Below are 13,027 nucleotides of genomic sequence, written 5' to 3'. Positions count from 1 at the left end.
TTTTTTTATGTTTTCTATGTCCGAAGTGGTTCAATTGTTTAAAATTTCATTTCCCGGTTCCCCATTATATTCTTTTCTTTGCAAAACCCTTATAAACATGCTCGGTACAAAATATCTGCCTGCCCTTTTGATCCTGGAAGACGGGACCATTTTCAAAGGAACTTCTTTTGGTAAAATTGGTACTGCAACCGGTGAGATCTGCTTTAATACCGGCATGACCGGTTACCAGGGAAGTTTTACTGACCCGAGTTATTTTGGCCAGGTGCTTATCATGAATAATGTGCACATTGGTAATTACGGGGTAAAAGCTGTTGACGTGGAGAGTGATGGGGTAAAGGTAAAAGCGATCATTGGGCGTAACCTGGAAGAGAAATACAGCCGATTCATGGCCGATGCTTCCCTGCAGGATTACCTGGAAGAACAGGGCATCGTAGCCATCAACGGTATTGATACCCGGTCACTGGTTGCCTACATCCGTACCCAGGGGGCCATGAACTGCATCATTTCTTCCGAAACCTCCGATGTGGAACTCCTGAAAAAGGAATTGAAAAAGGTACCCTCCATGGATGGGCTTGAACTGGCTTCCGTAGTGAGTACCAAGGAGCCTTATTTTTTGGGAGACGAAAACAGTAAGATACGGATCGCGGTACTTGATTTTGGTATCAAGAAGAATATCCTGAACTGCCTGGTGGAAAGAGGTACCTATGTGAAAGTGCATAATGCAAAAACAGGTTTCGATGAACTGGAGAAATTCAGGCCCAATGGTTATTTCATAAGCAACGGGCCCGGCGATCCTGCCCCCATGGGCTATGCCATTAAAACGGTGAAGCAGATCCTGGCTGCCAATAAACCCTTATTCGGTATTTGCCTGGGCCACCAGTTACTTGCCCTGGCCAATGACATACCTACTTTTAAAATGCATCACGGCCACCGCGGACTGAACCACCCGGTAAAAAATATCATCAGCGGAAAAAGTGAGATCACTACACAGAACCATGGCTTTGGTGTTGATCCAAAGGCGGTAAAAGCAAATGCAAACGTAGAGATAACCCACGTTAATCTGAACGACGATAGTATTGAAGGCATCCGCATGAAGAACAAACCGGCTTTCTCCGTACAGTATCATCCGGAAGCCACACCCGGCCCGCACGACAGCCGGTATTTGTTTGATGAGTTCATTTCCCTTATTAACACGAATTGATACGGGTTACACGAATTAGTCAGTAGCTAAATCTATTGAACTGAAAATAATTAGTGTGTTAAATTAGTGTGCTAAATTAGTGCCATGAAAATAGCCATCATCAACGGGCCCAATCTCAATCTTCTTGGTAAACGGGAAGTGGATATTTATGGCGGAGAATCTTTCGATGATTATCTGAAGAAACTGCAGGACAAATATGCCCATATCGGAATTTCCTGTTTTCAAAGCAATGTGGAAGGGGAACTGATCAATGAAATTCAGCGGGTAGGTTTCAGTTATGATGGTGTTATTTTAAATCCCGGTGGCTATACCCATACTTCAGTTGCCATTGGCGATGCTGCTGCAGCCATTACTACACCTGTTATTGAAGTACATATCTCCAATATTTTTGGTCGGGAAGATTTCAGAAAACTCTCTCATGTTTCCGGAAAAGCAAAAGGTGTTATTAGTGGTTTGGGATTGAAGGGTTATGAACTGGCGCTTGAATGGTTCATAAAATGACCCGCAACAGCAGGGCATAACCGGTATCCTGTTTCGGATTGTCGGCAATGCGTACGATATGCAGCCCGGATACAGACCAAACCTTGAACAGGTCCCCTTTCTTGCGTTTTGTCAATTCCTTGTCCAACTGGGGGAGCATCACGCCTTTTATGAACCACCCCAGGTCGCCTCCCTTTGAAGCAGAAGCCAGGTCGGCACTGTAAACAGCTGCCTGTGCGGCAAAGCTGCTGGCCCCGGACCTGATTTTCGCAATGATCGTATCGGCCAGTGCTTCAGCAAATGAGGGATCAAAAACGGAGCTGTCCAGTAAAATATGGTTCACATGATAAAAAGTATTGGGAGCTTTGGTCAGGATCTTAACGAGGATATTTTCTTTCCGGAAAGGCCCGTATGTCTTCCCGGTCTTACCATGGTAAGCAAGGCTGTCGGCCTTTCCCAGGAACTGGGCTGTACTTACCACCGTAATGGTATCTATGTAATATTTTTTCTTCAGTACATATTTTACAAAGCCGATGGGGTTGCTGGTGGTATCCAGGATCTTTTTTATCTGGGCAACAGACTGGCCGTTCGCAGAAGCAATGAAACCGGAAAAAAGGAAAAGTAAAATGATTTTTTTCACACAGAAAATTTGAAGGGCAAAGATAAGTTTTAATAAAGAAGACAGCCTTCAACGGGCTGCCTTCTCAAAATAGTAACGGATATGGTTCATTTCAGTGCATACAGTACTTTCACTTCCAGCCGGAGCTTTATTTTCCGGTAATCAACCCCTTCATCGGTTATGCCGTAATATGCATTTTTTGATTGGTCTAGCCTGACCTCATTTACGCCGAGGCTTTTGTAATTGTTCCTGTAGGCAGCTGAAACTACATCCGAGCTTATGTTTTCCTCCGGTTCATTTATCTCAATGGCCTGTCCCGGTTGTTCATTAATGGCTTCGGCCAGGTAAATGGCTTTTTCCCTGGCCGCTTTTACTGCCTGTATCTTAAGTTGTTTGCGGTATTCGGTTATTTTACTGTGCGATGCCCGGGTGATCCTGAAATTGTTGGTGGCCTGGTCATCAAGCCTGTCCACGAGGTCGTCGATGAGTTTGGTATTGCTGAACTTTACCTGGTAGGATATGGATGCCAGGAGTTCGGGGTCCCTTTTTTTACGACGCCAGATATTCGCCATGTTATACCCGTCGTAGGACGCCACGGAGATATCATTATCTGCAATGCCTGCTGCCCTGCAATATCCCAGGAAATCCGATTTGATCTTATCCAGTTCCACTTTATCTTCTCCTTTCTTTTTGTATTCCCTCAGGTCAACCTGCACATAGATCTCATCCGGGACCACTTCCATGGTAGCGCTGCCGGTTACCGAAATTGTCTTTGGAAAAGGATAGCATCCCGGCTGGGTGGCGGGTTGGGCATGGAGTGCAAAAACGATGGTTGTTGCTGCAAAAAGCAGTGTAATCTTTTTCATACGTTAATTTTTAAGAGGAGATGAAATTAACGGGGGGATTACACAAGCGGTATTACTTTAACTTTTTTAAGAGGGGTTTCACCTGTTTTTTCATTTCCTCAAGCTCTGACAGTTGCTGCTGGATAAAACTGTTGTCTTCCAGCCTTCCCATCACTTTTTCCATTTCCTTATTGGTATCATACACCATTTTACGGAAGGGGCTGTTATAATCTTTGGCACGGGAATCAAAAATGCCCTTGCATATCCATTCTTTTGTATCCAGGGCCTGCTGCAGCAATTGCCGGAAGAGGGCAGGGGTGAATTGTTTCGGGGTGATATGCAGTATTTCCAGTAAGGAAGTATAACCATGGTTCAACCGGTCGGCATCATAGGCGATGCCCTGCTGGCGGTAAAAACCATGCAGTTCATCCCAGCTTTTTATTTTACCTGACCTGATATTCCGTTTCATCTGCTCCGCTTCCGTTCTTTGTATCAGCTGGCCGCCAATGTTCAGCCAGGCACTGCGCTGCACGCTGGCAGACAACGTTTTTTTGAAGGCAGTAAAATCAGCAAAGTTGTTTTTCCGGAAGTGGCCCAGTAATTCCATCGTACCATAATACTGTACCAGTTCTTTGAATATTTTTATGGCCTGCGGTATCTTATGAAGTTCTGTTTTACGGCTGCTGTTCTCCCAACCTGTCACTTCAGCGCTGCCTTCCTTACCGGGTTTAAGTTTCTCTAAAAAAGATAAGGAATCAAAGAGCTCGTTGATGGTATCCGGCGCCAGAAAATCGTATTCTATGCGCTGTATCCGTTCTGTCCGTTTGTCCCGGTCAACATATTTCCAGGCGTTGCGTGCCAGGGCATACATATTGTACATGAACCAGTAACCGGGCATTACCACCAGCCTGTCATGCGCCACGTCATTACTGATGAGGCTGAAGGGCACAGGGATATTCAACTCAGCAGGAAAATCGCCTTTGGCAATGATGGTAAAAGAAGCAAATCTGGAATTGTGCTTCAAGCTCACACAAAGGCCTGGCCAGAACCCGCGCCCGGCCACTATTTCACCATCCGCAGCCCGGCTGTTGTGATTGCTTCCAATGGTGGCGCCGGCAGCTATATTGCTTTGCCCCATAACGACAGCTGCACACAGGAATGAATTATTGTGGTGTTGTTCATGCGCAGGAAAGATAAGTGAGTTCAACACTTCGCAGCAGGAAATGGTGGAGTTATTGCCTAAGTACGAGTTGATGAGCCGGGCGCCGTATTTCAATTGCGAGTGTGACGCCATGACGAAACGAACGGCTTTCACCCCGTAAAATATCCGGCAGCCATAGCCAATGATGCCGTTCACCAGTTCGCAGCCTTCGCCGATCTGCGACCTGCGGTTCTCATCACTCTTGACGGTAAGGTTCTTTAATTTGTTTGCGCCTTTGAAATAGGCATCAGAGCCAACCCATACGTCTTTGATGATCTTGCAGTTTTTTATAACGGTGCGGTCGCCGATCTTACCATAATACCCCCGTTGCTTGTCGAAACGTTTTTCGGTGAACTCCTTGAATTTTTGCAACAGGGCCTCATCATCCCGGTACTTGCTCCACAGCCAGGCATCCCCTGCGAGCATGCCGTTGAAGGGTATGATGCTTCTTCCGCCGGTTTCATTACAAAGTTCCATCCACACCCGGGTCTTTTCGTCTTCCCCGTCCTTTATTATGCCATTACCGAATTTTGAATGGTCGGTACAGGCCAGTTCATTCACATTCACGATCATCACATCGTTGCCAATGATGTAATGGCTTAAATAATTCACGTTGTCAATGCAGATATTATTGCCCAGGTCGCAACTGATGATGGTGCTGTTGTATAAGCCAACCGGCATCCGCAGGTTATGGAATTCCATATAAAAGGGCTCCAGTTTTCCAATGCGTACCAGTCCATGGAATTTGCAGTTGCGGACCAGTTCGGGATTGAAATTTTTGGAAACCAGGATCTTGTTCCAGTCATCCGATGTATTCCTGTTACGTATGAGTGACTCTATTTCCTGGGCGGTCAGTTTCCGGTACTTGATCCCGTTCTGGTTCTGGATATTGCGGAGGTGGTATTCGTCTTTCCCTTTCGGGAGGTATTTTTTTTCTACAAAATTGTATCCAAGATTATTGACCGGGTGTTTTTGAATGATGTTCATAACCGTTTTAGGTTTGTAGTTTTGGGTTTGTGGTTATTCATTCAGATCACAGGGTATCCACTACGTCAAATCTGTATGCTGTACAAGCGGGGAACGTATCACAAACTACAAATTTTTATTCTACCGTAACGGATTTGGCAAGATTTCTTGGTTTATCAACATCCACTCCTTTTGCAATGCCCACATAGTAACTTAAACGCTGCAGCGGGATGGTGCTCAGCATGGGTGCAATGATCTCATCGGCCGGGGGCACAAAAAATACTTCGTCTGCCATACCCGGAATGATCTCATCACCTTCCGTAATGATGGCAATGACCTTGCCTTTACGGGCTTTTATCTCCTGTATGTTGCTCACGATCTTCTCGTGGTACGAATCCATGGTGGCAATGAATATCACCGGCAGGTTCTCATCCACCAGTGCAATGGGCCCGTGTTTCATTTCGGCGGCGGGATAACCTTCGGCATGTATATAAGAGATCTCTTTCAGCTTCAGGGCGCCTTCCAGTGCAATGGGAAAGTTATAGCCACGTCCCAGGAAAAGGGCATCGCCTGCTCCCTTATATTTTTCAGCGATCTTTTTGATTGCTTCGGCACTTTTTAAAGTAGTAGCCACTTTTTCGGGAACGGATTCCAGTTCAAACAATAATTTGCGGTACCGGTCATTAGGGATGGTCCCTTTTTCTTTGGCGATCTTTAAAGCCATCATGGTCAATACGGCCAGTTGGCCGGTAAATGCCTTGGTGGAGGCAACGCCGATCTCGGGGCCGGCGTGGGTATAGGCACCACCGTCACTTATCCGTGCAATGGATGAGCCCACCACGTTCACGATGCCAAAGATGATGGCGCCGTTTTCTTTTGCCCGTTCAATGGCCACCAGTGTATCGGCCGTTTCACCGCTTTGCGAAATGGCGATGATGATATCGCCTTTATTGATGATGGGGTTGCGGTACCTGAACTCGGAAGCGTATTCCACTTCCACCGGGATACGGCAAAGCTCTTCAATGATATATTCAGCCAATAAAGCGGCATGCCAGCTGGTACCGCAGGCAACGATGATGATGCGGCTGGCCTTTTTAAAATGTTCAATGTTGTTCTGTATACCACTCATGGTGATGGTGCCGGCGGCAGCATCCAGTCTTCCTCTTAAACAATCATGGATGGTACTGGGTTGTTCAAATATCTCTTTCAGCATGAAGTGGTCGTAACCGCCTTTTTCGATAGCGGCTAATTCCATATCCAGCTTGGTCACAAAAGGAGTTATCTTTTCATTGCCCAGGTTTTTCAGGATCAGTTCATCGGGGGTTACAATGGCCAGTTCATAATCATTTACATAAACCACTTCCTTGGTGTATTCCAGCATGGGCGATGCATCGGAACCCAGGAAATGTTCCCCTTTACCTACGCCAATGACCAATGGGCTTCCTTTTCTTGCTGCAATGATGGTATCCGGGTGTTCCGTATCCAGCATCAGGATCACATAAGCGCCGGTAACCCTTTTCAGCGCAACCCGAACGGCTTCTTCCAGGTCGCATTGGTTATTTTCCCGGATGTCTTCAATGAAGTTGAGCAAAACCTCGGTGTCTGTGTCGCTGTTGAAAGAATACCCTTTATTGGTGAGTTCCTGTTTTAGCTGGGCATAATTCTCAATGATGCCGTTATGTATCATGGCCAGTTTCCCGCTGGCGGAAATATGGGGGTGTGCATTCCGGTCGCTCGGCTCGCCATGGGTGGCCCAGCGGGTATGCCCGATACCGGTATGTGCATGCAGGTTTTTGCCGAAAATGGTCTGCTCCAGTTCCGAGACCCGGCCTTTCTTTTTATATACTTTGAGACCCTGGTCCATCAGGGCCACGCCGGTACTGTCGTAGCCACGGTATTCCAGTCTTTTTAAACCGGTGATGACGATGGGGTAAGCTTCTTTTGGGCCAGTGTATCCTACTATTCCGCACATAAGTTTATGTTTTCAGTTTTTATCAGGGTTAAGAAATCTTTGTGAATTCCTGAGCTGGTTTTTGACAGGCCCCCTGGTATGCAGGGTTATAATCAACGCAATTTAGTAAAAATGTTCTCATTTGGCAGTATTGGCATATAAAGCTGCTTATTTTCAGCGTATTGGCTTAAATTGGGGGTATAAATCGTTTATATGAGATACTTTTTTGTCCTTCTTGTTTTTTGCCTGTCGGCAACCATGATTTTTGCCCAGCAGGAAAACGCCGTTACAAGGGTATTCATTGTACGTCATGCTGAAAAAGAAACGGGCAAGGACCCGGTTTTAACTGCCACGGGATACAAAAGGGCCGGTGACCTGGTGAGGGCCTTACAGAATGAAGGGATACAGAAGATCTATGTAAGCCAATACAGGCGCACACAAATGACCGCCGACAGCATGCGCATCCGATTGGGAATTGACACCGTTCATTATACGGCCGATACTATCTGCGACAACCTGGTGAATGCGATCATGGAGCACCGGGATTTTGGTAAAACGATCCTGGTCATTGCCCACAGCAATACCATACCACATATAATCCGTAAGCTGGGTGTTCTGGATTTTCCAGGGGGGGATCTGCCGGATGCGGAATTTGATAATCTTTTTTTGGTTACTTACAAAAATCAGAAAGCAAGGGTCAAGCAAACAAAGTATGGTGACAAACCGGGTTCTTCTGCCCCGATGAAAGCATTACAGTAAAATGCCGGAAAGGAAGAAATAGGCCACCGTGAAATAAATGACAATGCCTGTAACATCCACCAATGTGGCTACAAATGGTGCGGAGGATGTAGCAGGGTCAAATTTCAATCTCTTTAAGAACATGGGAAGCATGGAGCCGGCAAGCGTGCCCCATAGAACAACTCCCAGGACCGAAACACCTGTTACCATTGCCAGCAGGAATGTGTGGGCGCCGTAAAGATGCGGTTCTATATAACTCCACACAAAGGTTCTGATAAAACCCACCATGCCTAATATCCCACCCAGCACGAGGCCGCTTTTTAATTCCCGTTTGAATATTTTCAGCCAGTCATTGATTGTGATCTCTGCTTTGGCCATGGCCTGAATGATAAGGGTGGATGCCTGGCTCCCGGTATTACCGCCGCTGGAAATGATGAGGGGCACCAGCATGTTCAGCACCAGCACTTTTTTGATCTCGTCTTCAAAGAAACTCATGGCGCTGGCAGTGAATAATTCGCCCACGAATAAAATGATGAGCCAGGGCGCCCGTTTGCCGATCAGTTTCCAGAAAGGCATATCCAGGTAGGGTTCATCCAATGCTTCGGTACCACCTATCTTCTGGATGTCTTCGCTGAACTCTTCTTCTGCCACCCAAAGGATATCATCAATGGTAACAATGCCCAGCAGGATATTATTGTTGTCGGTAACGGGCAAAGCCACCCGGTTATTCATCTTAAAGACCTCGCTGGCCATTTCCTGGTCATCATTCACGTGCAACACAATGGAACGCCCGTCCATCAGTTCGGTCACTTTGGTTTGAGGGTCCGCCAGGATGAAGTCCCGGATGCGGATATCATCCAGCAGCTCGCCCTGTTCATTGATCACATAGATCACATCAATGGTCTCACTGCTTTTGGCATGCTTGCGGATCGTTTCAAAAACCTCTGCCACGGTATTGTGCTCGTATATGTATACATAGTCCGGCGTCATTATCCGGCCCATGCTGTTTTCGGGATAGCCCAGTACTTCAAGGGTTACTATACGTTCATCGGGTTCCAGGGTCTTGATGAGGTCCCTTACAATGCTGGTGGGCAATTCTTCCAGGAAGGCAACCCGGTCATCCGCCGGCAGTTCATTGAGCAGCTCGGTGGTTTTAAATGCCGGTAAATTCTTAATGATCCTTTTCTGAACCGGCAGTTCAAGGATCTTAAAAACGCTGGCAGCCCGGTGAATGGAAAGATGGGAAATGATCTGGCTTTCGTAATCCTCGTTGTCGTAAATGAGGTTGGCCACGTCGCTGATGTTCTGGTGATTCAGAAATTCCTGTATCTCCAGTTTGTTCTCCGAAGCGATCACTTCTTCAAACCGCTGCTGCAATGATATTTCTTCCAGTTCCAGCGACATCGTTCATTGTTATTAAATTGCATTGAAATGTGCCGCAATTTAGCCCATTTATCTTAACCCGATGTTATGCTGAAGCCTTATTTATTTGTTGATAGCACGAACGAAAAGGGCAGGGGGGTCTTTACCCGGGAACGGATCCCGGCCAATACCGTCATTGAAATATCCCCGGTCATTGCCATGGAGAAGGCAGACCGGGAGTATTTGGACAAGACCCTTTTGCACGATTATATTTTTGAGTGGGGAAAGCAGAAGGACCTGCCTGCCGGACAGGCAGGCAGATGCTGCATGGCGCTTGGGCTGATACCCATTTATAACCACAGCTATAAAAGCAATTGTGAGTATTTCATGGATTTTGAAGATGAGAACATGATGATCAAAACCGTGCGGGTGATTGAAAAAGGGGAGGAACTTACCATTAATTATAACGGAGACTGGAATGATGCTAACAAAGTATGGTTTGATGTAAAATGATCAAGCGGTATTAACGAAAAAACTGAATCCCACCGGGATTCAGTTTCAGTTCTCATGGGCAAAAATATATTATTGCTGTGCTGCGAGTTCTACCTCTTCAGCAACCGGTTGTTCTACCAATTGTATCTCTGCTACGATCCTCACTTCCTCACTTACCACTACGCCACCTGCTTCGGTAGCCGCATTCCAGGTAAGTCCAAAATCCTTCCGGTTGATCTTTCCATTGATGGTGAAACCGGCCTTGGTATTTCCGTACGGGTCTTTAACCACCCCGCCGAATTCTACGGCCAGCTTTACATTTTTTGTCACGTCGCGTATGGTCAGGTCGCCGTACAGGTCGAATGAACCATCGTTGTCAACGGGTGTTGCCTTGGTTGCTTCAAATTTGATCCGGGGGAATTTTTCTACATCGAAAAAGTCGCCACTCTTCAGGTGACCGTCTCTTTGCTCATTGCCGGTGGAGATGGAATTCACATCGGCCGTGAAGGTGATCTTTCCCCGGGTAAAGTCTTCTTCTTCGGTCTTTGCCGATACAGTAAAAATGTCAAAACTGCCTGTAACATTGGTGATCATCAGGTGTTTGATCTTGAAATGAACTTCGCTGTGTGTGGGGTCCAGGACCCAGTTTTTGGTTGCCATGATTTTTAAATTTGATGCAAGGTACAACTTCAATGTTTAAACATTAAATATTTATTTATAAGGATTTGTTAATAAAAAACCTGCCGGTCGGGGCAGGTCTTTATAACAGTTTACCGGGTGTTATTGTTTACGCTCAAACTCCCTCCGGATAATATTCAGTGCAGCACCGGCTTTGAACCACCCGATCTGTTGTTGATTGTACGTGTGGTTTACCTGTATGGTCTCTGCACTGCCATCGGCATGGTTCAACACCAGTTGCAATGGTTTGTTGGGCGCAAAAGCCAGTAACCCTTCAATATCAATGGTATCGTCCTCGAGGATCTTGTTGTAATCCTCTTTATTGGCAAAGGTCAGGGCCAGCATGCCTTGTTTTTCAGGTTGGTCTCATGTATCCGTGCAAATGATTTTACCAGTACGGCACGTACGCCTAAATGCCTTGGTTCCATGGCTGCATGTTCACGGCTTGACCCCTCGCCATAGTTTTCATCTCCCACTACAATGGTACCAATGCCCGCCGCTTTGTAAAACCGTTGTGTGGCCGGTACGGGCCCGTATTCGCCGTTCAGCTGGCTTTTTACATTATCGGTCTTATCATTAAAGAAATTGGTGGCGCCGATGAGCAGGTTATTACTGATATTATCCAGGTGACCACGGTATTTCAGCCATTTACCCGCCATACTGATATGGTCGGTGGTGCATTTGCCCTTTGCTTTGATGAGCAATTTCAATCCATTCAGGTCAGTGCCTTCCCATGCAGCAAATGGTTCTAATAATTGTAAGCGGTCGCTTGTGGGAGATACTTTTACCTGCACACTGCTTCCATCAGCGGCGGGTGCCTGGTAGCCGGCATCTTCCACAGCAAAACCGGCAGGCGGTAACTCATACCCGGTGGGCGGATCCAGTTTTACCTGCTCGCCTTTTTCGTTGGTCAATGTATCGGTCAGCGGGTTAAAGGTCAGGTCGCCGGCAATGGCCATGGCCGTTACCATTTCGGGACTGCCTACAAATGCATACGTATTCGGGTTGCCATCGGCACGCTTGGCAAAGTTGCGGTTGAATGAATGTACGATGGTGTTCTTCTCTGCTTTTTCTGCACCCACCCTTGCCCACATTCCGATGCAGGGGCCGCAGGCATTGGCAAAAACGGTAGCCCCGATCTTATCAAATACATTTAAAAATCCATCCCTTTCGATCGTATAGCGAACCTGCTCACTGCCGGGTGTTATGGTGAATTCTGATCTTAATTTCAACCCTTTTTCGCTCACCTGTTTTGCCAGGCTCACAGCACGGCTTATGTCTTCGTACGAAGAGTTGGTGCAACTGCCGATCAGGCCCACTTCAATTTTTGTAGGCCAGCCATTCTTAATGGCTTCTTCTTTCATTTTAGAAATAGGTGTAGCAAGATCGGGAGTGAATGGCCCGTTCAAATGCGGTTCCAGTTCCGAGAGATTGATCTCGATCACCTGGTCGAAATATTTTCCGGGATCGGCATATACTTCTGCATCGGCGGTCAGGTGTTCTTTAACGGCATCCGCACCAACGGCAATTTCTTCACGACCCGTGGCTTTTAAGTAACGGCTCATGCTTTCATCATACCCAAAGGTTGATGTGGTTGCACCGATCTCGGCGCCCATATTACAAATGGTCCCTTTACCGGTACAACTCATGGATACAGCGCCTTCGCCAAAATATTCCACTACGGTACCGGTACCCCCTTTTACAGTAAGTATGCCGGCCACTTTAAGAATTACATCTTTGGGTGCGGTCCATCCGTTCAATTTACCGGTCAGTTTTACACCAATCAGTTTGGGCATTTTCAGTTCCCAGGGCAAGCCGGCCATCACATCGCATGCATCGGCGCCACCAACGCCAATGGCGATCATACCCAAACCACCGGCATTAACGGTATGACTGTCTGTTCCGATCATCATACCACCGGGAAAGGCGTAATTTTCAAGCACCACCTGGTGAATGATGCCGGCGCCGGGTTTCCAGAAACCGATGCCGTATTTATTACTGACGGAAGCCAGGAAATCATATACTTCGCTGCTTTCATGCACAGCCCTGTCCAGGTCGGTCTTGCTGTTCACTTTGGCTTCGATCAGGTGGTCGCAGTGTACCGTGGAAGGAACTGCTACCTTGTCACGGCCGCTCTGCATGAACTGGAGCAGCGCCATTTGTGCGGTGGCATCCTGCATGGCCACCCGGTCGGGTGCAAAATCCACATAGCTTTTGCCACGCTCATAAGGCTGGGAGGCGTTTCCCTCCCAAAGGTGGGCATACAATATTTTTTCTGTAAGGGTCAGGGGTTTGCCCACTGCTTTACGGGCTGCTTCAATACGGTTGCCATAATCGGCATACAACTTTTTGATCATGTCGAGGTCGAAGGCCATAGTAATAATTTGGTGATTTGAGAATGAACTGGTTTGTGAACTGGATAAATTCCAGATTGGAGTGCAAATTTACTGAAACAAAGGCATTTTTTAAAGGCTTTGTTTTTGGGTTAAAATGT

The 13,027-nt window shown here is 46.8% G+C and carries 10 protein-coding genes and 1 pseudogene; 4 read left to right on the top strand and 7 right to left on the bottom strand.

The features are described 5' to 3' along the window. Positions 1-97: 97 nt before the first annotated feature. Together carA and aroQ are read left to right on the top strand one after the other, a co-directional pair. Positions 98-1,201 carry a glutamine-hydrolyzing carbamoyl-phosphate synthase small subunit gene (gene carA, locus IPJ02_04020; protein ID MBK7374744.1) on the top strand — a complete coding sequence of 368 codons (1,104 nt, stop codon included), beginning with the start codon at positions 98-100 and terminating at the stop codon, positions 1,199-1,201. An 84-nt stretch (positions 1,202-1,285) separates the two neighbouring features. Continuing rightward, on the top strand, positions 1,286-1,702 hold the full coding sequence (gene aroQ, locus IPJ02_04015; protein ID MBK7374743.1) for a type II 3-dehydroquinate dehydratase: 417 nt from the start codon (positions 1,286-1,288) through the stop codon (positions 1,700-1,702). On the opposite strand, the gene IPJ02_04010 is transcribed toward aroQ, so the two are convergent. The 4 genes from IPJ02_04010 to glmS form a co-directional block, all read right to left on the bottom strand. After that, on the bottom strand, positions 1,692-2,321 hold the full coding sequence (locus IPJ02_04010; protein ID MBK7374742.1) for a peptidyl-prolyl cis-trans isomerase: 630 nt from the start codon (positions 2,319-2,321) through the stop codon (positions 1,692-1,694). The two genes, aroQ and IPJ02_04010, sit on opposite strands and share 11 nt — an antisense overlap. Before the next feature lie 86 nt (positions 2,322-2,407). Next, a complete protein-coding gene (locus IPJ02_04005; protein ID MBK7374741.1) occupies positions 2,408-3,166 on the bottom strand; it encodes an SIMPL domain-containing protein in 759 nt (252 codons plus the stop codon). A 52-nt stretch (positions 3,167-3,218) separates the two neighbouring features. After that, positions 3,219-5,333 (bottom strand): DUF4954 family protein, encoded by a 2,115-nt coding sequence (locus IPJ02_04000; GenBank protein MBK7374740.1) that lies wholly within the window; start codon positions 5,331-5,333, stop codon positions 3,219-3,221. 115 nt (positions 5,334-5,448) lie between these two features. Beyond that, complete coding sequence (gene glmS, locus IPJ02_03995) at positions 5,449-7,284, bottom strand: glutamine--fructose-6-phosphate transaminase (isomerizing) (GenBank protein ID MBK7374739.1); 1,836 nt, start codon at positions 7,282-7,284, stop codon at positions 5,449-5,451. Positions 7,285-7,476: 192 nt separating this feature from the next. Here glmS and IPJ02_03990 point away from each other — a divergent pair, with 192 nt between their 5' ends. Further along, entirely contained in the window at positions 7,477-8,022 is a 546-nt protein-coding gene (locus tag IPJ02_03990) for a histidine phosphatase family protein (protein MBK7374738.1), read from the top strand. Here IPJ02_03990 and mgtE read toward each other — a convergent pair. After that, positions 8,014-9,405 carry a magnesium transporter gene (gene mgtE, locus IPJ02_03985; protein ID MBK7374737.1) on the bottom strand — a complete coding sequence of 464 codons (1,392 nt, stop codon included), beginning with the start codon at positions 9,403-9,405 and terminating at the stop codon, positions 8,014-8,016. The genes IPJ02_03990 and mgtE overlap by 9 nt on opposite strands. A gap of 66 nt (positions 9,406-9,471) precedes the next feature. Between mgtE and IPJ02_03980 the strand changes: the two genes are divergently transcribed. Beyond that, positions 9,472-9,876 (top strand): SET domain-containing protein-lysine N-methyltransferase, encoded by a 405-nt coding sequence (locus IPJ02_03980; protein ID MBK7374736.1) that lies wholly within the window; start codon positions 9,472-9,474, stop codon positions 9,874-9,876. A gap of 69 nt (positions 9,877-9,945) precedes the next feature. Here the strand turns inward: IPJ02_03980 and IPJ02_03975 are convergent, their stop codons facing one another. Both IPJ02_03975 and IPJ02_03970 read right to left on the bottom strand, forming a co-directional pair. Beyond that, the gene (locus IPJ02_03975) at positions 9,946-10,515 is read right to left on the bottom strand and encodes a YceI family protein (GenBank protein MBK7374735.1); all 570 of its coding nucleotides are present in this window, start codon (positions 10,513-10,515) and stop codon (positions 9,946-9,948) included. Between the two features lie 120 nt (positions 10,516-10,635). Beyond that, a pseudogene (locus IPJ02_03970) lies at positions 10,636-12,908 on the bottom strand (aconitate hydratase). Positions 12,909-13,027 lie beyond the last annotated feature (119 nt).

The organism is Chitinophagaceae bacterium, from assembly GCA_016710165.1.
In the GTDB taxonomy this organism is placed as follows: domain Bacteria; phylum Bacteroidota; class Bacteroidia; order Chitinophagales; family Chitinophagaceae; genus Ferruginibacter.
Note: the sequence above shows the minus strand (reverse complement) of the source record. Positions and strands in the feature narration are given on the sequence as shown.